Source organism: Shewanella septentrionalis, assembly GCF_025370265.1.
In the GTDB taxonomy this organism is placed as follows: domain Bacteria; phylum Pseudomonadota; class Gammaproteobacteria; order Enterobacterales; family Shewanellaceae; genus Shewanella; species Shewanella hafniensis.
Window position 1 is genome coordinate 43938 of sequence record NZ_JAMTCC010000020.1, and the last position, 24725, is coordinate 68662.

General features: G+C 46.4%; 23 protein-coding genes. All 23 read right to left on the minus strand.

All coding sequences use genetic code 11. The features are described from left to right. Nucleotides 1-182: 182 nt before the first annotated feature. The gene (locus NE536_RS12805) at nucleotides 183-785 is read right to left on the minus strand and encodes a Maf family protein (RefSeq protein WP_259483790.1); all 603 of its coding nucleotides are present in this window, start codon (nucleotides 783-785) and stop codon (nucleotides 183-185) included. Nucleotides 786-787: 2 nt separating this feature from the next. Next, on the minus strand, nucleotides 788-1276 hold the full coding sequence (gene mreD / locus NE536_RS12810; RefSeq protein ID WP_006083254.1) for a rod shape-determining protein MreD: 489 nt from the start codon (nucleotides 1274-1276) through the stop codon (nucleotides 788-790). Next, on the minus strand, nucleotides 1273-2283 hold the full coding sequence (gene mreC, locus NE536_RS12815; protein WP_261272922.1) for a rod shape-determining protein MreC: 1011 nt from the start codon (nucleotides 2281-2283) through the stop codon (nucleotides 1273-1275). The genes mreD and mreC overlap by 4 nt, the downstream gene beginning before the upstream one ends. Before the next feature lie 44 nt (nucleotides 2284-2327). Then, nucleotides 2328-3377, minus strand: coding sequence for a rod shape-determining protein (locus NE536_RS12820; protein ID WP_006083256.1), 1050 nt, complete (start codon nucleotides 3375-3377; stop codon nucleotides 2328-2330). 340 nt (nucleotides 3378-3717) lie between these two features. Further along, nucleotides 3718-8340, minus strand: coding sequence for a DUF6701 domain-containing protein (locus NE536_RS12825; protein ID WP_261272923.1), 4623 nt, complete (start codon nucleotides 8338-8340; stop codon nucleotides 3718-3720). Further along, a complete protein-coding gene (locus NE536_RS12830) occupies nucleotides 8330-8809 on the minus strand; it encodes an MSHA biogenesis protein MshP (RefSeq protein ID WP_261272924.1) in 480 nt (159 codons plus the stop codon). The genes NE536_RS12825 and NE536_RS12830 overlap by 11 nt, the downstream gene beginning before the upstream one ends. Continuing rightward, nucleotides 8799-9659, minus strand: a complete 861-nt coding sequence (locus NE536_RS12835; protein WP_261272925.1) for a PilW family protein — start codon at nucleotides 9657-9659, stop codon at nucleotides 8799-8801. The genes NE536_RS12830 and NE536_RS12835 overlap by 11 nt, the downstream gene beginning before the upstream one ends. Beyond that, complete coding sequence (locus NE536_RS12840; RefSeq protein ID WP_261272926.1) at nucleotides 9659-10237, minus strand: prepilin-type N-terminal cleavage/methylation domain-containing protein; 579 nt, start codon at nucleotides 10235-10237, stop codon at nucleotides 9659-9661. Before NE536_RS12840 ends, NE536_RS12835 begins: the two co-directional genes overlap by 1 nt. Further along, a complete protein-coding gene (locus tag NE536_RS12845) occupies nucleotides 10227-10673 on the minus strand; it encodes an MSHA biogenesis protein MshC (RefSeq protein ID WP_261272927.1) in 447 nt (148 codons plus the stop codon). The genes NE536_RS12840 and NE536_RS12845 overlap by 11 nt, the downstream gene beginning before the upstream one ends. A gap of 223 nt (nucleotides 10674-10896) precedes the next feature. Then, entirely contained in the window at nucleotides 10897-11418 is a 522-nt protein-coding gene (locus tag NE536_RS12850; protein ID WP_261272928.1) for a prepilin-type N-terminal cleavage/methylation domain-containing protein, read from the minus strand. A gap of 13 nt (nucleotides 11419-11431) precedes the next feature. Further along, a complete protein-coding gene (locus tag NE536_RS12855) occupies nucleotides 11432-11938 on the minus strand; it encodes a type II secretion system protein (protein ID WP_261272929.1) in 507 nt (168 codons plus the stop codon). Nucleotides 11939-12002: 64 nt separating this feature from the next. Beyond that, nucleotides 12003-12620, minus strand: a complete 618-nt coding sequence (locus NE536_RS12860; protein WP_259511421.1) for a prepilin-type N-terminal cleavage/methylation domain-containing protein — start codon at nucleotides 12618-12620, stop codon at nucleotides 12003-12005. Between the two features lie 75 nt (nucleotides 12621-12695). Next, on the minus strand, nucleotides 12696-13190 hold the full coding sequence (locus NE536_RS12865) for an MSHA biogenesis protein MshF (RefSeq protein ID WP_220591877.1): 495 nt from the start codon (nucleotides 13188-13190) through the stop codon (nucleotides 12696-12698). 50 nt (nucleotides 13191-13240) lie between these two features. Continuing rightward, nucleotides 13241-14461, minus strand: coding sequence for a type II secretion system F family protein (locus NE536_RS12870; protein WP_259511419.1), 1221 nt, complete (start codon nucleotides 14459-14461; stop codon nucleotides 13241-13243). 2 nt (nucleotides 14462-14463) lie between these two features. Beyond that, nucleotides 14464-16224: a GspE/PulE family protein gene (locus NE536_RS12875; protein WP_261272930.1), complete on the minus strand. Its 1761-nt coding sequence runs from the start codon at nucleotides 16222-16224 to the stop codon at nucleotides 14464-14466. Beyond that, nucleotides 16221-17453, minus strand: a complete 1233-nt coding sequence (locus tag NE536_RS12880; protein ID WP_261272931.1) for a tetratricopeptide repeat protein — start codon at nucleotides 17451-17453, stop codon at nucleotides 16221-16223. The genes NE536_RS12875 and NE536_RS12880 overlap by 4 nt, the downstream gene beginning before the upstream one ends. Then, nucleotides 17450-18358 (minus strand): ExeA family protein, encoded by a 909-nt coding sequence (locus tag NE536_RS12885; protein ID WP_261272932.1) that lies wholly within the window; start codon nucleotides 18356-18358, stop codon nucleotides 17450-17452. Before NE536_RS12885 ends, NE536_RS12880 begins: the two co-directional genes overlap by 4 nt. Nucleotides 18359-18364: 6 nt before the next feature. Then, the gene (gene mshL / locus NE536_RS12890) at nucleotides 18365-20044 is read right to left on the minus strand and encodes a pilus (MSHA type) biogenesis protein MshL (RefSeq protein WP_261272933.1); all 1680 of its coding nucleotides are present in this window, start codon (nucleotides 20042-20044) and stop codon (nucleotides 18365-18367) included. Nucleotides 20045-20058: 14 nt separating this feature from the next. Beyond that, entirely contained in the window at nucleotides 20059-20379 is a 321-nt protein-coding gene (locus tag NE536_RS12895; protein WP_261272934.1) for an MSHA biogenesis protein MshK, read from the minus strand. Beyond that, a complete protein-coding gene (locus NE536_RS12900; protein WP_261272935.1) occupies nucleotides 20366-21016 on the minus strand; it encodes an MSHA biogenesis protein MshJ in 651 nt (216 codons plus the stop codon). The genes NE536_RS12895 and NE536_RS12900 overlap by 14 nt, the downstream gene beginning before the upstream one ends. Then, the gene (locus tag NE536_RS12905; RefSeq protein ID WP_261272936.1) at nucleotides 21013-21615 is read right to left on the minus strand and encodes a fimbrial assembly protein; all 603 of its coding nucleotides are present in this window, start codon (nucleotides 21613-21615) and stop codon (nucleotides 21013-21015) included. Before NE536_RS12905 ends, NE536_RS12900 begins: the two co-directional genes overlap by 4 nt. Next, nucleotides 21612-22490, minus strand: coding sequence for a type IV pilus biogenesis protein PilM (locus NE536_RS12910; RefSeq protein WP_261272937.1), 879 nt, complete (start codon nucleotides 22488-22490; stop codon nucleotides 21612-21614). The genes NE536_RS12905 and NE536_RS12910 overlap by 4 nt, the downstream gene beginning before the upstream one ends. Nucleotides 22491-22736: 246 nt before the next feature. Further along, on the minus strand, nucleotides 22737-24680 hold the full coding sequence (gene csrD, locus NE536_RS12915; protein WP_261272938.1) for an RNase E specificity factor CsrD: 1944 nt from the start codon (nucleotides 24678-24680) through the stop codon (nucleotides 22737-22739). Nucleotides 24681-24725: the final 45 nt, after the last annotated feature.

The window sequence follows — 24725 nt, forward strand, 5'->3', positions numbered from 1 at the left end:
ACTAGATTAATTAATCGAAGTTACAAACTAGAATTTACAAACTAGAAGTTACGCACTATCTAAGCATGAAAACCGAATAAAGGATCAAGGCTAAGGGTAACTTCATGGGGATTCTCGATTAAGAGCCTAAAACTCCCGCAAGGTTCATTCTAACCTCAAGCCGCAATACCAGTAACAAGGCGTTAAATCAGCCCAACCTCGGCTAACAACTCACGTGTTTCAACCAAAGGTAAACCCACGACGCCAGAATAACTGCCTTCAATCGCAGCCACAAAGCAACCGCCAAGTCCTTGGATACCGTAACTGCCGGCTTTATCCATTGGCTCTTGTGAAGCGACATAAGCGTCAATATCGGCGGCCGATAAGGCGCAAAAACGCACTTGTGTTTCGACTAAGCGCACTGAGGTTTTGAAGCTTAAATCTGCATCTGCTTGGTAAGTCAGCGCCACAGCGGTCATTACTGTATGCGTTCGGCCAGATAATTCACTGAGCGTTCGCTTAGCATCGGCCACATCCAGTGGTTTGCCTAATATTTGGTTTTCAAGCACAACGATAGTATCAGAACCTAATACAGCAGGCTGTGACATATCTGCGCATAATGCAAGTCCAGCATGGGCTTTTTCGGCGGCTAAACGGCGTACATAATCCCTTGGCGCTTCACCTTGCTGCACGGTTTCATCGATATCCGGCGCCACTTGCGTGAAACAAAACTCCGGACGACCGAGTCCAATGTACGCCAATAATTCTTTGCGACGTGGCGAAGTTGAAGCTAAAACTAAATCCACAGTTAGCGAACCTTATAATGACGTCGAACCCGACGTAGAATCCAAAATATCCAAGGCCAGATCACTAATCCTGAAATCGCAGGTAAGAATAGATCCGTATCGAACACCGCCTCTTGCATGACAAACTCGACCCAGTAAATCACTAAGTGATACATACAAATGAGCAGCATGATCACCAACGACTGTTGCCACTTAGGGAAATTTCGCAATCGCTGGCAATGCAAGATGGCGACATAAATCACCAAAGACATAGCTAAAGAGCGCACACCTAAGGTGGCACCCAATAAAATATCCAACACTAGGCCTAAGACCCAAGCGGTTAAAATGTTGTATCTATGGGGTAATGCGATAGACCAGTAGAGCACAATCATCAACAACCAGTCGGGACGCCAAGCATCGACCACACTCGGCAAAGGCATAATCTGGCTGATCACGCCGATAAATAATGTCACCCAAACAATGAAGCGCCCATTGGCGGCTTGAAAACTCATTGGTGCACCTCAGTCGCTGGTGGAGTGGTTTCCGTTGCCGGTTTGGCCACAGTGGCTGCGGGTGTAGTCACAGGCTTAGTCGTGTCTGCAGATGTGCCTTCCGCTGGACTCGCACTGCCAATTTTTGATGAGTTTTCGATAAGCGAATGATCCGCAGCGGGGACTGTAGGCTGATTAGGCAAGGTCACACCCGAATCGGGAGACGGCCAAATCAACAACACATAACGAATACGATCTAAAGCCGCTAACGGTTGGGCCGTGACTCGAGCGTAACTTTGGCCATCTTCAGTTAAGACTTCCAAAACCCGTGCGACTGGATAACCTTCGGGGAAACGATTGCCTAAGCCTGAAGTCACCAATAAATCGCCGACACGAATGTCAGTACTCTTGGCCACATGGCGAAGCTCTATCTCATCAAGCTCACCCGTACCATTGGCGACAAGGCGCACATCATTACGGGTAATACGCACAGGTAAACCGTGTGATACATCGGAGAGCAATAACACTCGGCTGGTCATTTCACTGACCTGCACCACTTGGCCAACAACTCCTTGCGCATCCACCACGGGCTGACCGACAAATACACCGCTACGGGAACCATGATTCAGCACCACGTAATGATGGAAAGGATCGCTGGCGACCTCTAGCACTTCGGCCACCATCTTGCGCGAATCCAGATAGGCGGGTGAGCCTAACAGTGCACGCAAACGCTCATTTTCTTGGCGTAAGTGTTCGAAACGCTGTAAGCGTTCACTCATCAGCAGTTGTTGCCGCAGCAGCTCTTTATTTTGCAACGCCAGCATATTGCGGGTGGCAAAACTTTCAGATGACCAGTCAAGCGCCGCACCGGGCACGCTGGCTAAATACTGTAATGGACTAAAGACAGAGGATAGGTTTTGCCGCACAGGATCGAGGCGATGATTAACCACAAGCAAGGCCACCGACAAAATAATTGCCAGTGTCAGACGGAATTGGTTTGAAATACCACGAACAAAAATTGGCTTCATATGAAAGCTAAGGCGGTGATTAACCGCCCTATACCGAAGTTAAATTAGGTTTCTTCGGAGAACAGATCGCCGCCGTGCATATCAATCATTTCGAGGGCTTTACCGCCGCCACGTGCTACGCAGGTCAATGGATCGTCTGCCACCATTACTGGAATGCCGGTTTCTTGCATTAATAAACGGTCTAAATCACGCAATAACGCACCACCGCCAGTTAACACCATACCGCGCTCAGAAATATCTGAAGCTAATTCTGGTGGAGATTGCTCTAACGCCACCATCACAGCACTTACGATGCCAGATAATGGCTCTTGTAAGGCTTCTAAAATTTCGTTGCTGTTCAGTGTAAAGCTACGAGGTACACCTTCAGCCAAGTTACGGCCGCGGACTTCGATCTCTAGCACTTCATCGCCAGGATAAGCAGTACCGATAGTGTGCTTGATACGCTCAGCCGTGGCTTCACCAATTAAGCTACCGTAGTTACGGCGAACATAGTTGATGATCGCATCATCAAACTTGTCACCACCGATACGGACTGAAGACGAATACACTACGCCATTGAGCGAAATAATCGCGACTTCAGTGGTACCACCACCGATGTCCACTACCATAGAACCCGTCGCTTCAGATACAGGTAAACCCGCACCAATCGCAGCAGCCATAGGTTCTTCAATCAAATACACTTCGCGAGCACCAGCGCCCATGGCTGATTCACGGATCGCACGGCGTTCAACTTGAGTGGCGCCAACTGGCACACACACTAGAACCCGTGGACTTGGACGAAAAAAGCTATTGTTGTGCACTTGTTTGATAAAGTGCTGCAGCATTTTCTCAGTCACATAAAAGTCAGCGATTACACCGTCCTTCATTGGGCGGATAGCTTGGATGTTGCCAGGCGTTCTGCCGAGCATTTGTTTAGCTTCTGTGCCGACCGCGGCAACAGATTTCTGACCGGAGCCACCACGCTCACCACGTATAGCAACAACAGAAGGCTCATTGAGCACTATGCCTTCGCCACGAACATAAATTAATGTGTTAGCTGTACCCAAATCGATCGATAGATCATTAGAAAAAATGCCGCGTAGCTTCTTAAACATGTAACTAGCCTGTATTCTGTGGAGTCAGAAGAAAAGAAAAATCAGCTAACTTTATCAATGCCACCCTGATTCCACAAGACCGAGGAGGTTAACAATCGCTAATGAAGTGATTTTTTTTCAAATCGTCCTCTAAAAAACAGTATTTAAGCGGAAAATACTGTTTATTGACGAAAATATCGACAACTAAAAACGAAGAAACATACAAACTAACAACAAATGTCAAACTCAGGAATTGCATTTAAAATCTGTCGCTAGGGTTTCAATCGACCTTCAATAAATGAAACTGATGCGCATTTCATACGAAAGGCTCAGCTCGATTCAATAGCTGAGATAACTCAGATTAGTTTACCTCACGCCAATAGATAATTTTGTCATGCCCTCGGTAGCGACCAAAATACGCACTTGCCCGCGGATCAGTAAGATCTGTTGGTGATACACCATTCCAATTCCAGTACCATTCTAGCCATGGCGGCACATTCAAGGGCGCCGTCACTTGACCACGGTATGGCGCACCACTTGAGGTGACAGCTTGCCAGAGCAACTCAAATTGGCCAGCTTGGAATGTAGCAGTCCCGCCAGAACGTACAACACTTTGCCCCGCCACTAAGTCTGGATCAAAGTTGTAGCCAAGGCCAGCATTGTCCACCTGCGAACCCAAACCATACACAGCCGTTGTGCAGCTATCGTTGGTATTCAATACCCAACTGCTACCATCCCAATATTCGGCTCGAGTCGGCATACGCAGTATTTCTGTCTCAGGACCATAGGTGTTATCCATCACCACACGGCCGTGACGCAAGATTTGAGTGCTGATTTTCTTAGCACTACAGTTAGTGCAATTGCCCGTCGTTGCCGCATCCATATCTGGCGAAGCGACATAGGAATAAATGCTATTGGGATGAGGATCGTTATCCATCAATTGCACGCCAATATCGAGTGATTCGAAAGGACCATCTTGATACAAATTCGTCGCCACATTTGGGGTCACCCGACTAAAGTTAGCTCGGTAAGAAGCATCAACCATCGCCACGCCTTGATCCCAACTATCAGTCTTTATAGGTAAGGCACTTAAGCGACTCTGTAAATCGACACCATTATTGTTGTTTTCTCCCACTAATTTGGCAGTAGCCAGGGAGAATGGCGGGAAATAGTTTTTCGTTATATCCCCCGCGATATTTAAAGCACTGAGCTTCATCGACATAGGAAAAAGCTGATCCATATAGTTAAAGCCGCCACAGGCAGGTATGACAGATATGTCACTGACTAAAAATCTGTCAGGCGCAAATCGGCCGATGTTAGCTGAATAGCCAATTGGAATATTTAAGCTGCTTGCCGTTCCTAAATAATTTGGGCTCGCCTGCGCTGCAATTTGGAATACTCCCACTTCGCTGATGGTCTGATTGCTGATGGTATTGAGATTATTGGCCTGCGCCGAGTGGCTATAGGATGCCACGCCTAACGCCCCATCATAGCCGCCACTGGCAATCTTTGGCGCAAAGACTTTACTAGCAAGCCGCATGGCTTGATCGCTAAAGTTAGGCGTAGATAAGTTGCCTGAACAAAAGTCCTTATCGTCGTCTTTTTCCCATGCCATTCCTTGTACTGTCATACCGAAACTTTGTCCGGCTTTACGGTAGGCATTACAGCTCATATCCGCACTTGGGCAACTGGCGCTGGCGTCCACGGGTTTGACACACAATCCAGCTGGCACACTGACAAATTGGTCCGAGCCTGTCATCACTAAGCCTTGCTCGTTGCCACTGCCGATATACTGGGCATCGAGTTGTAATTTGCCCGCATCGGGGTAATTCACTGAAATACTTGCCTGTCCGTTAGTATCAAACACCAGATTCAGCGCCGTAGGCGAGTCGCTTGAAGTGCCAATGGCCGTATTGTTGATAGTGACGGCTTTTGGCGAAATAGGCGCACTCGGAGTGTGATAACTGCTCCAGAAATTCAATGTCTTGGTCTGGCTTTGGAAGCTTGGAACACACTGCTGAGTCTCATCAGATTTATTCACCGCTTTGACCAACACATTAATAGGTTTATTGGCCAATTTATCGGGCACGTCGAAGATAAAACCACTGTCGGCGAACTTGAGTGAACAGTTATTTTCACTCAGTCCCCCGTTCCCAATACGGCAAAGGGTTTTACTTAAAGGTTTGGTTGTCGGGCTCGAACCTTTTACACCTAAAGTCACAGTGCCAGCAGTATTGCGCCGTAATTGTAATTGTGCAGTACCACCACTAAAGCTCACCTGATTGCCGCCAATCCATATGCCTTCTGAGGTGGATTCGGGTAATAAGGTCGCCGTCAAAGGGTCAGTAAAAAGCTGACTACAACTGGCGTTGGCGCAGGCTCGAATCGTCACGGTTTCGGGATTACAGGTTAATCCCTGCCCCGTATGGTCAAACTCAAAATGATCGATTTGCGCGCCAATTGGATTAGACCTCAAGGCACAAATTTGAACGTTATCAATTTCATGGTTGTTATTCGAGCCACCGGTTGAGCCTGTAAGCGACAACAAGAAATCACTCGGCGTCGCCACTTGCCCTTGTTGATCTATGGCATTAAAAGCAGGGATTAAGGTGACAAACCCAGATCCGGTATTACGCTCAATCTTCACCATCGACTGACCGGATATCTGCGAGTCGATAGTGATTTTATAGCGGTGCGCAGGTGAGACATTATTGCCATCGACCGTGGGAGATAAACAGTTGCCACTGGTATTACTGTTGCCATTGTTACAAGTACCACGTAAATAATTATACCCTGATGTACCAGCACCGGATCCACGAACTACAACCGACTGACGACGCTGACCGATACTGCCACCTCCACCCTCGCCAGAGAAGTTACCAAACTCATCGATCCCGATACCCAACCAACCACCCGCGAACCCATTAATACCAGGTTTATAACCGTAACCTAATGGACCGCCAAAGGCGCCGGGCTGCGGTGTTATAGAAGCATCCGATAACACCACCGCAATACCGTCGGCGCCATTTCCACCATATGCATAGTGGTCAAACTGGATCTCAACTAAGTTTGCCGCTGCAGGAAAGAGTCTTTGGTAGGTCGATGCCGTAGATTGATTTGATTGGGCTTCAGTTAAGCGTAAACGGCCGCCTTGGATCGAAGGGGTGAATCCTCCGCTACTTCTAGAAACGACCCAGTCATTACTCAAAGTGCTTTGGGAAAAATTATCATTAAAACATTGTAAAACAGGTGCGGTTTTCTCAAGCGCTACAAAGCCATAGTCTTCAGCAAGATGACTACGGTCATTATCACCATAAGTATCTTCATCGTTTACCATGCTGACTTGAGTTGCACTCAGATTACAACGTCTTAGCCAGCCACCATCGCCACCTCGACGAGAATCTTTCCCCGCGACTAAAGTCGGGGGATTAACAAATCCAGTCAAACTCGTGTTGTAGGCACATTGCTCAGCCAGCGTTTTAGTATTCCCCCCGCCAGTGTGGGTAAGTGCAGTACCGAATTGATAGTGAACATCCTCGCCATTCAGTATGACTGTGCCAACACTAGATTTTACCGCTAAATACCCAATCGTTTCTGATTGTAAACTTCGCAGATTGCCTGGTTTACATTGAGTTCCAAAGCGGACCTCAGAGGTATCTAAATTAAGTTGAATACCACTCGAATTTAGCTGTGCCACGCTTGTCAGCCAACAGGTAGAATTATTACGCGTCTGCAACTGATTCAATACGACATTCAGAGACGTATTTAGCGGCACATTCGTCCACGCAGAACTACTCATGTTCAATGCGTTAGCGGTAGAGATTCTGCCTGCCTCAAGTTGGCTGCCATCGGATAAAACATGAGAACCTGCCGTCACAGCAATCCAATGCACTTCCGGCATACTATTCGAAGCGATATATCGGTTTGAGGGACTCGTTGGTTCACTTTGCACCCAAGTAAATCCGGTGTTAGTCACAGATGACACAAAGGTTGATGCAGGTCCATCGTTGCTAGTATTCGCCGTTGATATTGTCGGCATAAGGAAAATAAGTGGTTTCACGCCAACAGGGAAAGCATTGGCAAACGTTACTGAAGTTGTGGTCGCTTTACCAAACTGTAATTGCAACGGTGCAACAGGTAAATCTTCATTAATACTGCCACTACTCATGACTAAATAACGACTCGTTACACGACCATTGATAATCGAGTTATCATTAATAGTTAATGTTGCATCACTATAAACTCGTCCATTGAGTAAAGTGCCACTATTTAGCTGAATATCGCTATAACCGAAAATAAGGGCAGAAGCCGTATTATTTTCATTGAATTTACTGCCATTAAACGCAAATTTCTGTTTAGTAAAAATGCGGACATTACCTTGCAAAATCACCTTAGCATTTTGGTTCAAGGTAAAACTATCTACCCAATAGTCTCCTTCGGGTAAAACGAGTGTCGCGCCCCCACCAATAGCGATAGTATTAAATCGATACTCATTTTGAGTAGCCGATAAAGTCAGAGTACAAGCAGAATAAAGCGAAACATTGTCAAACTGACTTTGGCCATTACCACCAAGCGTTAATTGCTCGCCACTATTACAATAACCATAACCGCCACCAACGCCGCTACTCGATAAAAAAGCATTGCTCCCAGTTAATTTTAACCCTCGGATATCACTGCCATCGATAGCACATTTTCGCACTCCGCCAGAACCGTTATCACAACTGTTATTAGCAAGCCCGCTGCCATCGTTACTCGAACAATAATCTAATGCAGCACCACCAGTACCATTAATAATGCCATTACCGTTTATCATCAGCTGTGGCGATGATATCTGATGGCATACGTTAGAGTTATCGCCATGATGCCCTTGAGCAACCTTGGCAAAAATAACACTCTGGTCAATAGGGTCGAATGCCATCACAGCAGAAGGGAAACTCAAGATAAGTACTGCTAATATGGCACGATGAAAAAGATTAATTCCCACGGGCTTCTACCTCAACTTTTCGGCTGACGCGCGTTTCACCGCTTTCGCATACCGCTTTACTGCTGATTCGATATTGAGTGACTGTGTCTACCGCATATGCTGTACAAGTCAACGTCACACTACAGGCATGAAAACCAGTTACATCGGGCGGTGTCCAAACATCTGATGCTAAACACGTTCCGACGTTACCATTCAATGGAAACAACTTAGCCAGCGCGGCATCGGCGCCACTGTTTGCAGCGGCAAAAGCACGCGTCCCCCACACTTCTTGGGTGAGCCCGGTATCACCGTCTTCCACAATATTGATCAGTGCCGATGCCAGCAGAAACATCACGGTAATCACAAACACGCCAATGATTAACGCACTACCCCGCTGCCGCATAGGCAGAGCGTAAGATTTTGATCTTGATAGTGATGAGCTGGATGCTGAGTTACGCCCTATCGAGCGCCGCTGTGAATTAAGGAACATTGATCACCTGCACTTGATGTCGATATTGGAACGTCTCACCATTGACATTAAATCTTGGCTGCAAGTGCACCATGGCATTATTGACTAAACTCGATGGCGTTAAGATCAACGGCAAGTCATTACTATTATCGAGGCGATTCGCAACACTTTGCGCCATTAGCACGCCCGTGCCCATATTGGCAGGATTTGGCTGAACAACATTAAAGTTGTAACCGGCATAACGCACTATTTGCAAATCATTACCGCTTGCCCCCTTTTCAAAGCAATAGCTCACAGGACTTAAACCAAAATAGATCCGTTGTCGTGGTGATGCTTCGGCAAAACGTGTTGGCGCAGTAAAAGTCAGTGTCACTTGATGCTCAAATGAGGGATCCGAGATAGCAATCGTTTTAACCTGTGCCCGTTTTTGTCTCGCGCTGCTATACACATCTGCATCAACCAAAGGATAGATCCAAGCGAATTGATTCACGCGAATCGCACTCGCGGTATTATCTAGAATAACTATGCCAGTACTCGCGGCCGCAGCGGGGATGATTGGCATAGTGAGATAAGTTGTGCTGGCCTCGATCGGTACAAATTCAACACATTGATAGGTCAGCGAATCGCTATTAAGACGCACACTGTTGGGCAAAGCACTACGTAGCTCACGGGTCATTCGCTCAACGGCAAAACGGCTCTGACTGAGTACTTGATCGACTGAACTCGACTCCACAAAAATCCGCGTACCAAAAATAATAAAGCTACTCACCCCGACCACAAGAATCCCCAGAATCAAGATCACTGTGACCATCTCGACTAAGGTAAACCCCCGTGTGGATGCTTGCATACGCTGTGCAGTTAAAGAGCCCATTAGTAATTGCTCCTCACCAGATTGTAAGTGATCACTTCATTGTCCGGCGTAGTCACATTAATGGTGACTAGCTTAGTATTGGGCGCAGGCCCATAGGCGACAGTGACACTTAAACTATAGTTAGGATAAGCAGCGGCATAGGTTTGGGTTGAGTTGAGCATAGTGGCGTTTTGACTTAAACCGTGATAATCGTCCACATCGTTAAAATCGTTACGGCCCTCGCCTTCATTAGGCCATTTCCACTCCGATGACCCTAAACTGGTCACATTTGAGCAAGGTAATCCTAAAGGACTACCACAGGCAGGCACACCGCCATTGGCATTAGTGTTTTGATCGTAACGCTTGCCCCAGATCTCATTCATCACCGAATGAGCAAGCTCGGCACTCTTCACTCTATGCAAAGTCTTAGCCGCACGATCCGCCTGTGGAAATAACATGCTGGTTAGCATCACTATCGCAATGGCAATCACCAGCATGCCAATCACTAATTCGATAAGGGTAAAACCCTTCTGTGGTTTGGCTTTTTTGGATGTTTTTACTGATGCTTTACCCAATAGCAACCGAGGATTAATTCGCATAAATATAACCCTCGCTGGAGACGTTAATCATCACAGTGTCATTAGCAATCACATTAATGCATGGCCCATTACAAGCCAACGAAGTGCTACCATCGATATCGAAATCGAGGCTGAAGTTACTGCTGTTAATACTGTTAGGGCCTACTAGCACTAATTGAGCACCACCTTGAAAAGCTTGGCTATAAAGCGGGTTGGGCGATAATGCTGTACCAGAACAAACCGCCCCATTTCGGGTAGAGAATTGACTCACTTGATAGCCAGTACCAGAAACGGTTACACGAAAACACCTGTCAGTATTATTGAGCGCTTTTTGCTGTACTTGACGCAGCTCGCTAATGAACTCATTACGTAAACTATAGGCACTGTAAGAAGACTGAGTAAACAGGCGTGGCAGTACAACCACAGCAAGAATTGAAATCAAGATGATGGTCGTCACTAATTCAACTAAGGTAAATCCGGCCTATTTTGACATAGAGAAGTTAAGCATCGCTCGGGTTAATTGCTGATTTCAAGTGCTAAGTTCAGTTTCTGCCAACTATATGATTAACGCAAATAAATGTCGGTAAATTCTTGTCGGACTCATTTCTTTAAAATAATGTAAGAACCGCATTTTACCTAAAAAAAAGGCCTGCTAGGCAGGCCTTTAAGCATTAAAAGACTTAACAGCCAGTTACTACAGGAGTCACTGTAATTGGACCGTATGCAGTCAGATTATTAACGTATTGCACGTAACATTTACCAGGAGCAGTTGCAGCTAAAGGACTGATTTGTCCTTGAGGATAGAAATAAATGCTCTTACTTGCACTATCTTCCAGGTAGATCCACTCACTCGATGTTCCGCTAGCAGCTGTTGCGGCCTTAATATCCAAAGCATTTTCCAAGGAACCTGTCCATACAGGTGTTGCATGTCCATAGTTAATCAAAACTGTTTTACCTGTAGATACACTAACAGATGGCGGGGTTGTGGCTGTTGAAGCAACTGTATTATTACCCGCAATTAATGACTTTGAGTTGATAAGCGTATCCGCACCTTTAATTGCAGCTTCTAGACCTTTAACAGTTGAAGCTCGAGCATCTGATTGTAGATTGATAAATTTAGGCGCCGCAGTCACAGCTAAAATGCCTAAAATAATAATAACAACCACTAATTCAATTAATGTAAAACCACTTTGCTTTTTCATTGACAATCCTTACTTAACAACCAGATGACTCAACATGATATTTAGGAAGATTACTAGAATCAGCCTGTTTATATTCAACCCAACATTTAACCGTATCTGAAGGCGTCAACTTTTTAGGATGAATTATTGCTGGAGTTGTAAGCGTCGTTGTGACCGCTGGCGCATCATCAATAGTCCACTCATTTGTGGTATCTAGATCAAGTACAACAGCCATATCTACTGCAGCTTGCTTCAGATACCCATAAACACCGTTTACTTTAACATCGTCAGCGGCATCAGAATTCCCCTTATCATCGATGATAATGCTAGATGTTGCATTACTCTCTACCCCTTGAATCGCCGCCTTAGAATAAACAAGCGAATTAGCACCTTGCAAAGATGCTTTGACACCATTCAAAGTAGATGCGTACGCATCAGATTGAAGATTGATAAACTTAGGTGCCGCTGTGACAGCAAGAATACCTAAGATGATGATCACTACTACTAATTCTATTAAGGTAAAACCTTGTTGTCTTTTCATTCTTAATTACCTATTCAATAACTTTACAAAAAAGTTGATTAACTTAAGCATGACGCTTTAGTTTCTATGGTACAAATGGCGTTTGGGTAAAGCTTAACACTCTGCCCGTGCCGGGGTTATACACTATTCCCTTAGCACCTACCGTTGTTAAATCGGGAGCGGGAGTGGGCACACCATTCGTTTGATTTAGCACCAGCGAAGCCACTTGGTGGTAAACACATAAATCTAAACCAGCAACGACTGCGCCAGTAATTGAATTAGCACTGCCACCTGCAGCGTTAATGACACGGGCAGTATAACGTTGATTACGTGCATCTTGGTTAAATAATACGTTTCGTGGAGCGCTCTGCAACACGGTATTAAATACTTGTTGGCAACTGACATTTGTCATAGCTGTGGCACTAGTTACTGAAGTTCCCGTTGGATAACCAAAACGAGGATCGAGCGAAACTGACGTACCATCTAAGATCACACTGCTATTTTGGCGCCCATCGACTTCCCACTGCGAACGCACAAAGCTAACGGCAGTCGATAAACCACCGGCCACGCCGTCAACACTGGCGTCTTCAGCATCATCGGTGACATTTAAGAATCGTGGGATCGCGGTTGCGGCGAGTAGCCCTAAAATCACAATCACAATCACAAGCTCTATTAATGAGAAACCTGTTTGCTTAGTTTTCATATATATGCCCCATACTTAAGAAATTTTATTCTAACAGCTAAATCAATTTTAAAAAGCCTTTGAGTTAACAATATTTTAGGGTGCAGTCAAAAAAATGACCCTGCCAGAGTTCAGTTGATAGCCTAAACTATCGCCATTGTGCGACCGATAGTGACAGCTGTTATCCTTAACTAAATAATCAGCAACCAGCCCTGCGTTATCCACTTCGGCACCCATAAGTTGCTGCCACAAATCTTGGCAACCTTGGCCGTTTAACTGTTTAGGTTGTGGCCATCCTAAACTATTGATATCGACGACACTAAACTCAGTGTCTTTGGATATGTTGTCAAACGCCTCCCAATTCAACTGCATCTGCGGCGGCTTGCCCAAAGATAGCCATTGGGAGCGCACCATCACCAGCACATTTAAAAAACGCGCATGATCGACTTCTAATCCACGGGCAGCGATTTGCGGTAGGGTAAAAAAGTACTTAGCACCAATCACCGCCATGATAACCAACACTAACCCTATGGTTATCATACGCCCATAGAGGCGTAATAGATCGCTTTCTGCCTTTTGCTGAGTCTGCATTTAACCTCAGCCCCACACATAAGAGAGGAGATAAACATTATCCATATCGATTATTTACCGCCCTTGACCACATTGAGCATATCCCACATGGGCAGGTATATCCCTAAGGCCAACACGAGAACAATCACGGCCACAAAACCGATCAAAATAGGCTCCAATTTAGCGGTGAGGTTCTTTAAATCATAGTCTACTTCGCCCTCATAGAAGTCTGCCGCATCATTGAGTAATTGATCGATTTGCCCTGTTTCTTCACCCACGGCCACCATTTGCAGCACTAGTGGCGTAAATAACTTGCTCTGATTCGATACCCTTAACATAGAGTCACCAGACTCAATCCCACGGCGCATACCGACTATTTTGTCGTGCATGTAGGCATTATCTACCGCATCAGCCACTAAACTTAGGGCCTGCGTCATCGGCACGCCAGCGCTGAGCATCATAGAGAAACTGCGACAATAACGAGCTAACGTCGAGCGCTCGATAATAGATCCCACGGCAGGGATGTGTAACTTCCACTTATCCCACTGCTTCTCGCCTTTTTCCGTATGGTGCCAGTAACGAATGCCGATAATAGTCCCAATCAACACCACCAACATCAGCGCCCAATAATTCACAAACAGATTCGATGTACCTATCAGCACTTTTGTCGCCCAAGGTAAGTCGGCGCCAAAGCGGGAAAACATCTCAGCGAACTTAGGGATCACCATAATATTGAGGATCACCATAGCGAGCGCAATCGCAATCAAGACAAACATGGGATAACGCATGGCCGATTTAATTCGCCGCCGTGTTTCCTGCTCACGCTCGATATAGCCAGAAAGCTGAATAAAGGCATCTTCTAACTTACCTGTGTTTTCGCCCACGTGCACCATAGAAACAAACAAGGAATCAAATACATCGGGATGTTGATTCATGGATGATGACAAGGGGCGCCCTGCGGTGAGCTGCTCAGAAATATCGTTAAGCGCATCTTTCATGCGCTGGGAATGCGCGGTTTCAGACAAGCCCGCAATCGCCCGCAAAATCGGGATGCCAGAACGGGTCAAGGAGTACATTTGCCGAGTAAAAATCTGTAATTCTTCTAACGCGACTTTTCCACCAAATAACTTAGCCAGTGAGAATGACTTAACCACTTTAGCGACTTTGACCTCAAGGGGGATAATCCCCCGCGCCAATAGCATATCAGCAGCGGCACTTTCCGATGCCGCATCCAATTGTCCCGTAACGGATTGACCTTGACCACTGCGTCCACGGTATTGATAAATCGGCATAATTACGCCTCAACGCCTTGTTGGCTAATAATATCCTTCGACAAAGGTATTTGTGATTCACTCACATCCTCTACCAGCTTAGCCACCTCTTCAATGGTCGTCATGCCTTCGCTCAAATATTGCAACGCTGACTCGGCGAGCGGAGTAAAATTCGGGCTCTGCAACGCGGCTCTGGCAAAATCCTGCGGATTACCGGTACGCATCGCATCGATCATCTTCTCATCCAACTCGAGGATTTCAAAAATACCGATCCGCCCACGATAACCGCTGCCGTTACAACTCTGGCAGCCGGTACCAATTCTAAAGTTCGCATGGCTAAAGTCTTTATGGCTCACACTACTCAGCCAGGCTTTTTCCTGCGCTGTCGGCTGATACTCAACGCCACAGTTATGGCAAACGCGGCGCACTAAACGCTGGGCAATAATCACCCTCAAGGCACTGGCGACCAAATAACTGGCGGCGCCCATATCGAGCAAACGCAGTGCACTGGTAACCGCATCGTTAGTGTGCAAGGTTGATAATACAAAGTGACCCGTTAATGCGCCCCTTAAACCAATCTCAACGGTTTCTTGGTCACGCATTTCCCCGACCATGATGATATCGGGGTCTTGACGTAAGGTGGTGCGCAATACGTTGGAAAAGTCTAAGCCAATCTTATGGTTAACTTGAACTTGGTTGATCCGCGGCAATTGATATTCAACCGGATCTTCCACCGTAATGATCTTACGGTCGGCGGTATTGAGCTCGCTCAAAATACCGTACAAGGTGGTGGTTTTACCGCTACCCGTGGGGCCTGTGACCAGTAGCATGCCGTGAGGACGTTTAATCTGTTTACGAATACGCGCCAAAATAGCAGGCGGCATACCGGTTTCGTTTAGGGTCAATAAACCCGCCGATTGATCGAGTAACCGCATTACTACAGATTCGCCATGGTAAATCGGCATGGTCGACATACGCACATCGATATGATGACCTTTGATTTCCATGTGGAAACGACCATCCTGCGGCAAACGTTTTTCAGAAATATCGAGTCCAGCCATTAACTTAAGTCGCAATACTAAAGCCGCGGCAATATTAACTTCATTCAGAATCGTTTCGTGTAGCTGGCCATCGATACGCTGGCGAATACGCAAGGCTTTATCACCGGGTTCGATATGAATATCCGAGGCGCGCATTTGCACCGCATCTTCAAAAATCGACTGCAGCAACTTAACCACTGTGGTTTCATTGTCACTGTCGCCCGAAGTCAGACTGGCTAAATCGAACATCTCATCGGCGGCGTATTCTTCTTCGAGCTTACCGGCGATCTGAGCAATTTGATCTGTACGGCGATATAAGTTATCAAACGCTTGCAGCAGTTGCTGCTCGGGCGCTACCGCTAACTTCAAACGCTTAGGTGCGATAAGCATTTCGAGGTGATCGAGCGCCTGCAAATCCGCGGGGTCGCTCATTGCAACTAATACGCTATCGCCCCTGTCTTCAACCGCTAAAGCGCGGAAACGTCGGGCTTGCACCTCTGGAATAAGATGTACCACTTCCGCAGGGATTGGCATTTTACTGATATCCAGCAAAGGCACATTCAATTGTTGCGACAAGAACTGCAGCAACTGATGCTCAGTAATCGATTGCAGATCGATGAGGGTACGGCCCAGTTTTTTGCCCGTATTGCGCTGCTCGCCTAACGCCTGTTGCAACTGCGCTTCGGTAATAATGGCTTCTTGAACTAACAGATCGCCTAAACGCATTTTTAATCTGGGTTTCATTGGCTATCTCCTAGCTGAGTCAAGCGTTGTTCGATAAAGGCACTCGCCTGCGCCGATAAGCCTCTGTGGCCTAATGCAGTCCGATAGGCTTGGCGTGCTTGGGGGAATTGCTGCTGCGAATCAAGCGCATAAGCCAGTCCCATCCACCATTTAGCCTGTTGAGGTTCTTGTTGTAATAGTTGTCTATAGGCTTGTTCTGACAATGAAAACTGCCCTAGCTTTTGCGCCAAATCCGATTGTGCCATCCACTTTTGTCTCGCCAGCGGATGTGTATCAGGTATATTGGCTAAGGTCGCTAATGCGAGATCAGCCTGGCCAGAGGCTTGCTGAACCCGAGCGAGCAATAAAGCAAAGTCTAATTGCTGCGGGAATAACAGCATGCCTTGCTGTAATACTTCACTGGCTTTGGCTAATTGACCTTGGCCATAATGCAGCGCAGCTAATTGTTTGCGCGCTTCATGCATACTGGGGTCGAGCGCTAATGTTTGCTCATAATAACTAATGGCTTCTTTGAGCTTGCCATCCTTTTCAGCCTCACTCGCAAGTGTAAACCGCTTCTTTGCTAGCTGCTTTGGCGTCAACGTCACCTCAGTAATCGCCATTTGCCCTTGTGCTTTGGGCGCAAGTCGATTAGCGCCAGCAGTGACCTCGGCGCTTCGCACACTCGATGTCGCACTATCTGGCTGTGAATGTCTTGGCTGTGAATGGTTTGGCTCGCTTACCGTGTCAACTTGGTTGTTTTCAAGTGCAAGGCTCACATCTGTTTTCGACTGCGCTTGTCGCTCAGGTTCTATATTCCTTTCAAATTCAGGTGCCTGACTCGATGCCACGTCGCTGGCACTTGGTTCAAACTCTTCACTATTTGCTGTCATCGCTGCCGCAATCTTCTGCGTAGTCGCAAGCTTCAACGGCTCTGCAGCGGCATCAAGGTTAGATGAAGCTTCGCTTGAGGCAATGCTCTCCGTTCGCACAGGCTCAGTTTGAGCGGTTAAAGTATTTTGTTCCTGAACTTGAGCCGAAATAGTCGCTTCTGCAGGCTTTGCCATGAAAGATTGCCAGCCATAAACCGCGCCGCCACCGAGTAGCAGTGACACTCCACAGAGCAGCAGCCCGTTAAACGGAGCGCGCCTGCGAGCTAAATACTGCACCTGCGGTTGAGTGACGTTACTGAGTTCGTGCCCCTGCTGACGTTTATCAAGATCCTGCAGCATCTTATTGATCACGCTCATACAACACTCCTCAAAACGTGTTGTAATCCCAAACCAAAAGCCACAGTTATCAGAGTGAAAAAAGGCAGCCATTTCCACGATAATAATCGGCGAACACTTGCATCTTCAGTATCTTGAATCGCCGCTTTAACGTGGGAGGTTTGCACACGCGTAGCGCCCTCGCCGAAACTCAGTAACAAGGCTTTATGGGCAAGAATATTGATCAATCTAGGGATCCCTCGGGACGCATAGGCTATCTGGCGTGTTTCCCGTGATGTAAAGAGTGGTTCGCCCGCACGCCCTGCTATGGCTAATCTGTGACGAATATAAGCGTCGGTTTCATCCCATGTCAGTGGACGAAGATTGTAGCTAAAAGTAATGCGTTGTCTTAATTGCCTGAATTCTTGGCGTTTAAGCCTGTCATCTAGCTCAGGTTGCCCAAATAACACTACCTGTAATAATTTGCGTGTCTCGGTTTCCAGATTAGTGAATAACCGCAGCGCCTCTAAACTGTCGTCCGGCAATGCCTGTGCTTCATCGAGCACTAATACGATGGTGTGACCGTGAGCACTTAACGCGAGTAGCTGCTTTTGGATACGACCAGTGAGCTGCTGCTGATCCATATCACTGGCGAATTTGAGCCCCAGCTTACTCGCCAATGCCCAACGTAACTCTGCAGGCGTGAGATAAGGATTAGGCAAAAAAGCGCAATGGAACTTATCCGGCAGCTCATTGATAAGCTTACGGCAAATCAGAGTTTTACCAGTCCCCACTTCCCCTGTCACCTTGATAAAACCTTCGCCCGTTTGTAGCGCAGTTTGCAACACTTGCAAGGCTTCCACGTGTGGCGACAGGCCGAAAAAAAATCCGGTATTGGGTGTTAGTGAAAATGGGGCTTGGTTTAAGCCAAAATGCTTCTGATACATAGAAGCTTACTTTGTCTCCGGATACCAACGATCTAATAAGGTCTTAGAACGTTGTAGCTCAGTTTTCCAGGTATCGACGCCAACTACCGTAGGTTTTAACAGAATAATCAGCTCAGTTTTCTTCTTCTGCTTGTTGCGGTTTTTAAACAATTCACCGAGGAAAGGAATATCACCCAACAAAGGCACTTGCGATACCACTTCAATGTTTTCACTCTTCATCAAGCCACCGATGATGACTACGTCACCGGAAGCGGCGCGGATAACGGTATCAGACTCGCGAATTTCACTCTGCGCTAAAGGTAGCTCCAACGAAGCGTCACTCACTTTAATGTCTTTAGTCTGCTCTTTCACATCGATAACGGATGGATGCACGTGTAATAACACATTGCCGTCATTATCGATTTGCGGTGTTACATCTAAAGCTATGCCCGAGAAAAATGGTGTTAATTCAACTTGTGGAGTGGTCACTGGCGTTGTGCCCGCAACGGTAGTCGATGACACGTCGGTGACAAAGTACTCATCGGTACCCACTTTAATCACAGCTTTTTGGTTATTCGATGCAGTCACCCTTGGGCTAGACAATACATCCACATCGCCTTGGGTATCTAATAGATTGATCATAGTTGTAAAGTCGGAGCCTTTAATGCTCAACGAGGTCACACCACCAATCGCCGAGGTGATTTTATCGTTCAAACCAGGGCCTTTCGAAGTCCCAAAATTCACATTCGTATTGCCAACATGACCCAGCACATTGTCCCATTGGATACCCTGCTGATAGCCATCGGATAATGTGACTTCGAGGATCTTAGCCTCCAAGATCACTTGTCGCTGTAGGTGACTCTCGGCGGAATTCAAGAAAGTACGCACTTGGCGTAATTCACTTGGGAAAGCACGAATAGTGACTAACCCCGCCTGCGGCGTGACCACCACTTGCCGCCCATTACCAGTGTCACCAATAATCGCCGTCAGCGTTTCTTTCAGCTCGCCCCAAAAATCAGTCTTAGTGCGCGAGCGAATAAATGTTCCGTTACTGCTATCGCTGCTGCCATTACTACTGGAGTTGTTGCCGTTACTGCTGTTGGAATTATTATTACTCGAACCATTGTTATTTGAGTTGTTATTGTTCGAATTACTATTGGAATTATTGCTATCGGAAATGCGTCCAGAACTCACTGAGGTCACAGATAAGCCGTCACGTTCCATATAGAGATAATTCAGCGGAAACGTCTCGGTACGCATTCCAGCGGGGAACACTCTTAGAATGCGCCCTTCGCGGCTCACTTCGTAACCGTAGATATCTTCAACCACTTGAATCGCTTCGCTTAAGGTTACACCTTTAAGGGATAGCGAAATCGTACCTTGCACATCAGGATGTACGGCAACACTCAGCGGCGTACCTTGGACTAAACTTGGAAAAAATACTTTAGCATCAACATCATGGGCAGAGACATCGAAACGGCGCTCAGTTTCCAGCGCAGGAGTCAAACCTGATAGCAATGCGCCTGAATTCAATTCCCGCTGAACCGCATCCGGCATAGTCGCAGGTGGTGGCGTGGTTGATGCCGTCGCCGTCGCCATTGAGGCCGCTAATTCCGCCTTACTCGCCTCCGGCTGTGGCCTGTTTGTGGTCTGACACGCCACAAGGCAAAGTGAGAGCAGAGGTGTAAAGTATTTAATCGCTTTCATCTGAGGTGTATTCCCTATCTCTCTGTTATTGCTTGAAACAATGCCATTTTCCGTCCATCGGACAGCGACACATAAGTGGGGGTTATCTTGACGATACTCAGCCCCTCAATGCTGTCGCCAACCGACAATATTTTGTTATTTATCACAGCATAAGCCGTGTTGCCTGAACTCACTATGCTGTTAAGTACCATTGCCTGATCCTGCGCTTGACTCGCATGACCGACCACTGCAAAACCTTTACCGGGCAAGGTAGGGTCGCGCAGTGATTCAGCAGACGCTATAGGGCTGCAGACCAATAACAACGCACTGATAATATAAGACTTATTTAGAAACACTGATAAAGTCCTTATTAATACTCAAGGTATAAAGTTCAATCTCTACTGTCGCTTGGGGATATTCTGCGACTTTATAGTCGAGACGCTTCCAATAAAGTTTATCTGGCATGGCCTCCACGGCTTCCACAAAGCGCAGCACAGAGAAATAATCGCCCTCTAAGCTCATACGAATACCATGGCTATACAGATTGAGTTTCTTCTCGTCACCCACAGCTAACAGGGGAATAGGCGCAATCGACATAAACTTAATTAATTTAATCCCTTGCACTTGTCCCAGTAAATTACCCAGCAGCTGTGGCATATAGTCTGCCGGCACCATATCCACCATCTGCTCATTGAGCTGGGCATCTAAGGCTTGATTCTGTTGCTCTAACAAGACTAAACGCTGTTGGTAATCTTGATTGGGATCTAACGCTAAACGTTGCTGATACAAGTCAACCTGCTGGGCCGAAATCGCGTTTTCTTGCTCTAAGGCTTTTAGCTGTTGTGACAACGCCGCATGGGTTTTCCATAGGGACTCTAAGGGTAAATAACTCAGCATACCGACCACGGCCAGAATGGCGACTGAGATAAGCACTCGCTCACGGCGACTTAACGCATCAAACTGTTGTCCTAGTTGGGCTAACTTCTGCTTCATTGCGCGGCCTCCTCCTTGTTATCGCTCTTCAAGGTAAAGGCCAAAGGTTTATCTTCACCGCGATCCATACTCATCGACGAGAAAGCTTGCCCCTTTAAAGTCTGCGTTGTTTTAAGTTTGCCAATCCACTGCGGAATGCTTTGAGGATGGTCGGCAAAACCTTCGAACATAAAATCTTGCTCATTAATGACGATATGACTAAGCCACACGCTCGCATCCGACACGACCGCTAAATCTTTAAGTACAGGCGCAAACCCTCGGCTGGTTAAAGAGGCCCTAAGACTCAATTCACCCATGAGTAACTGCTTCAGCTCTAACTGTTGTGCCGCTAAATCGACTCGCGCAACGAGTTCGGCATCGGGTTTACGCGCTGCAATTTGTGCTTCTAATGCCTGTTTTTGGGTATCGAATTGCAGCTTTTGCTGGGCAGCCAATTGCTGGGCCTGTTGTAACTCACTGACTTGCCAGTAGCTATAACCGCCTAATGCCGCAAATAGGACCAAAAATCCTGCAGCATAAGCTCCCAAACGGCCAAAGGTTAATCTTTGCTTAGGCGGAAGTAAGGAAGGAGTGTAGAGATTGACTCGGTATTTAATCACTCAGCACCTCTGGAAAATTCGGCAAAGGCTAATCCCGCTATTCGCGCGCCAACACAGCTTTTATCGATAACATTCACAGCTTGATTAAAGTTCGCCGACACTAGCTTAGCTAAAGTATCCACGGCGCCATCGGCGAGGAGTTCGATAGAAGATACCGGAGCCTGTCTCAATTGACTTTCAAAATAATCCATAGAGCGCTGAATTTCTAAGCTTAAATTGTCTGCCATGCCATAAGTTAACTCATCGGCTTGGGTCTTATCCAGCTGAGCAAATCCGCGCACACGCCGCTGCATATACAGCTGACCTTGCTTAACCACAGTCAATAACAACTCTTGCCCTGGATGATGGCTAACCACCAGACGAGCTTGGTGGTCATCACCAAATAAGTTGGTCATGGCTAACTCTTCGATACTGATACCGATAAGTTGTAAATTTTGTTCATGAATGGCCTGTACCATACTCACGAGTTTAGCTTTATCGACCACCACCACATTGATTTTATTACTGGGAATGGGTGACTCGAAATAGTCTAGATGGATTTGCGGCACAGGTAGCGTAACCATGTCTTTAATTGACCACAGCAAGGCTTGGGATAATTCGACAGTATCGACATTGGGTTTATCGGTCAGCAGTAATTGATAAAGCCCTGAAGCCAAAATCAGTTGTAACTGGGCATTAGGGAAGGATTTAGCGACGGCAGCAAACGCCGATGACCAGTGTTCATCTTTAAGCTCAAACGGTAACCACTGCTCAGCACTATCTCCTTGAGCAGGTGCGTAAACCCATAATTTATCGGCACAAACATAGACGCCAAGGCTAGTCGGATCCGTTCTTTTCTGCCAAAAGGCGAGTCGACCTATAAGACTTTTTTCCATAAAGATGCCTGTAACCAACTGAATTTAAAAGCGTGAGTAGTCTCTTATGCTTAAACTTCCTGTCACTCCACTCTCCAGTGTTCCTTGCCCTCTGACTTGCTTTATCGCTAATTTAAACAGCAAACGTCATTATTTTGGCACTGAATAGTTTAGCTGCAAATACTCGTATTTTATAGATAAATACGTGAATAATCGGATTAATTTGCCTTATAAGACGACATTTATCACCCTAATACCACACTTTCATTACTTAGCCTCTATGGGTTCGCTGAAATACATTCCCTGCGCTGCGCCAACACCGAGGATTTGCAGTGTCTGCCATTCTTCGAAGACTTCGACCCCCTCGGCACAGACTTGCACTTCCGTTCGATACAAACCGCCAATCAAGCTACGGATGAATAATTGGTTTTCTGGGCGTAAATGAATATGCCGTACAATCGATCTATGTAGCTTAATTAAATCAAAGTGACATTCACGAATATAGTAAGTGCCAACGACCTGCTGACCCACATGATCAACACATAATCTCGCACCCATTTTACGGATCATGTCTAATTTTGGCTGTAATTTTTCTTGATGTTGAATCACGATATCTTCCGACACTTCGAAAATCAGTCGCGTGGTCAGATGGCGATATTCTAACAGCGTCGTTTTTAGCCATTGGGTAAAAGCTCGACTCATTAGCGAATCCAAACTCAGATTAATACTGTATATCTGTGACGCTGGTTTTTTATTTGTTTGAGTATTCGATACGCCACCCGCTAATTCATTCGACAGTAACAACAATACCCGCTCAATAATTTGCCGTTCGACCTGCGGCATTAAACCACATTTATTCGCCATTGGAATAAACAGTGTGGCACGAATTAGCGCTCCTTGATTATCCCGCGCCCGAGTAAATATCTCTTTATGGTGCTCATTACCATCTGAATCGATTATAGGCTGGCTAAAGGGGAAGAATCGCCTTTGCACTAACGCGTTTTCTAAAAAGCTGCGCCAACGTACTGAGCCTTTAGCAAACTCTTCATCAATTGCGCCTTTGTCGTACATAAACCAATTACTATTGCCCTGTAATTGTGCCGCCCTCAAAGCCATATCGGCTTCTTCAATTAACTGTGCCGCATTATCGCCTGCGGTAAAATAAGCGCATCCGAGGTGGAAAAAGTTATCGCTATTGTCGACTTCGGGTAAAGGCTGGCTCAAACATATCTTAAGCAACTTACTGGCGAATTGGTCCGCTTCAATTAACGAGATTTGCGGCACGACTATGGCAAATTGATTGTGAGAACGACGGGCAAAAATACTGTTAGCTTGGGTTTGCAGCAATTGGCTTATCGCGTTGACGGTCGAATTTAATAACTCTTTAGTTACCGCTTCACCTTGGGATTGCTGCAATAAATCCAGATCATCCATCTCTAATAAATAAATCACCCCATGGGCGAGCATCGCCTGATTATGACTAAGGGCGTCGAGACGGTTATTCAAAAAGAGCCGATTACCAATGCGCGTTTCCGCATCGAGAAAGGTATTAGAACGAATGAACTTGTCAAAACGGCCACGTTCTTTTTGTGCGTCTTGTAATTCTTCTAACAACTTGGTCAAAGCGCGGTTAATCAGCCTTGGCTTGCCATTTCCGGGGGTCGCGAGTGCTTGCTCGTGCTTACCTTGCAAAATCAATCGGCTGCGTAAGGCTAATTCTTCAATGCCATCCAACTGTTGGGAAAACCATAAATAGCCAAAACGCACTAAGGCAGCCACAGCTAACACACCGACCAACAGGATGAGGATTTCATACCAACTAAAAGTGTAATGCTCGAAGGGTTGGGTTAAGGTCAGCTGCATACGCAGGCCAGATTTAGGTTCTAACACATGGTCATACACCATGGCATTTTGCGTAGTCAGATTGCCTTCATAGGCAAAGATCACTTCATCTTTCAAGGTCAGCCGAAAATCAACAGCATTGTAGGCAAGTAGCATGGGCGGCAGCCAAGCTTCCAAATCCCAATCGGGTTGGTGTTGATATTGGTCCACTAACATAGTTTCGAGTTCGGCGACTTTCTGCTGCTGAAATTTATAGGTCAGCTGCACGAAACTCATCATAGCGCTCAGCAAAAAGACGAAGGCGATAGCGGCTAATGACATTAACCAAAAGCTGGTTAATTTTGTAGTTAACATTCGGGTGAATTTCATCTATCCGCTATCCTGCAGGATTATTATAATTATTTGCGCGATTTT

Excerpts from the sequence above, each read along its gene's own strand:
- mreD (WP_006083254.1), bottom strand. The coding sequence starts at position 1,276 with ATGAGTTTTCAAGCCGCCAATGGGCGCTTCATTGTTTGGGTGACATTA.
- mreC (WP_261272922.1), bottom strand. The coding sequence starts at position 2,283 with ATGAAGCCAATTTTTGTTCGTGGTATTTCAAACCAATTCCGTCTGACA.
- NE536_RS12820 (WP_006083256.1), bottom strand. The coding sequence starts at position 3,377 with ATGTTTAAGAAGCTACGCGGCATTTTTTCTAATGATCTATCGATCGAT.
- NE536_RS12830 (WP_261272924.1), bottom strand. The coding sequence starts at position 8,809 with ATGTTCCTTAATTCACAGCGGCGCTCGATAGGGCGTAACTCAGCATCC.
- NE536_RS12835 (WP_261272925.1), bottom strand. The coding sequence starts at position 9,659 with ATGGGCTCTTTAACTGCACAGCGTATGCAAGCATCCACACGGGGGTTT.
- NE536_RS12840 (WP_261272926.1), bottom strand. The coding sequence starts at position 10,237 with ATGCGAATTAATCCTCGGTTGCTATTGGGTAAAGCATCAGTAAAAACA.
- NE536_RS12850 (WP_261272928.1), bottom strand. The coding sequence starts at position 11,418 with ATGAAAAAGCAAAGTGGTTTTACATTAATTGAATTAGTGGTTGTTATT.
- NE536_RS12855 (WP_261272929.1), bottom strand. The coding sequence starts at position 11,938 with ATGAAAAGACAACAAGGTTTTACCTTAATAGAATTAGTAGTAGTGATC.
- NE536_RS12860 (WP_259511421.1), bottom strand. The coding sequence starts at position 12,620 with ATGAAAACTAAGCAAACAGGTTTCTCATTAATAGAGCTTGTGATTGTG.
- NE536_RS12865 (WP_220591877.1), bottom strand. The coding sequence starts at position 13,190 with ATGCAGACTCAGCAAAAGGCAGAAAGCGATCTATTACGCCTCTATGGG.
- NE536_RS12870 (WP_259511419.1), bottom strand. The coding sequence starts at position 14,461 with ATGCCGATTTATCAATACCGTGGACGCAGTGGTCAAGGTCAATCCGTT.
- NE536_RS12875 (WP_261272930.1), bottom strand. The coding sequence starts at position 16,224 with ATGAAACCCAGATTAAAAATGCGTTTAGGCGATCTGTTAGTTCAAGAA.
- NE536_RS12880 (WP_261272931.1), bottom strand. The coding sequence starts at position 17,453 with ATGAGCGTGATCAATAAGATGCTGCAGGATCTTGATAAACGTCAGCAG.
- NE536_RS12885 (WP_261272932.1), bottom strand. The coding sequence starts at position 18,358 with ATGTATCAGAAGCATTTTGGCTTAAACCAAGCCCCATTTTCACTAACA.
- mshL (WP_261272933.1), bottom strand. The coding sequence starts at position 20,044 with ATGAAAGCGATTAAATACTTTACACCTCTGCTCTCACTTTGCCTTGTG.
- NE536_RS12900 (WP_261272935.1), bottom strand. The coding sequence starts at position 21,016 with ATGAAGCAGAAGTTAGCCCAACTAGGACAACAGTTTGATGCGTTAAGT.
- NE536_RS12910 (WP_261272937.1), bottom strand. The coding sequence starts at position 22,490 with ATGGAAAAAAGTCTTATAGGTCGACTCGCCTTTTGGCAGAAAAGAACG.
- csrD (WP_261272938.1), bottom strand. The coding sequence starts at position 24,680 with ATGAAATTCACCCGAATGTTAACTACAAAATTAACCAGCTTTTGGTTA.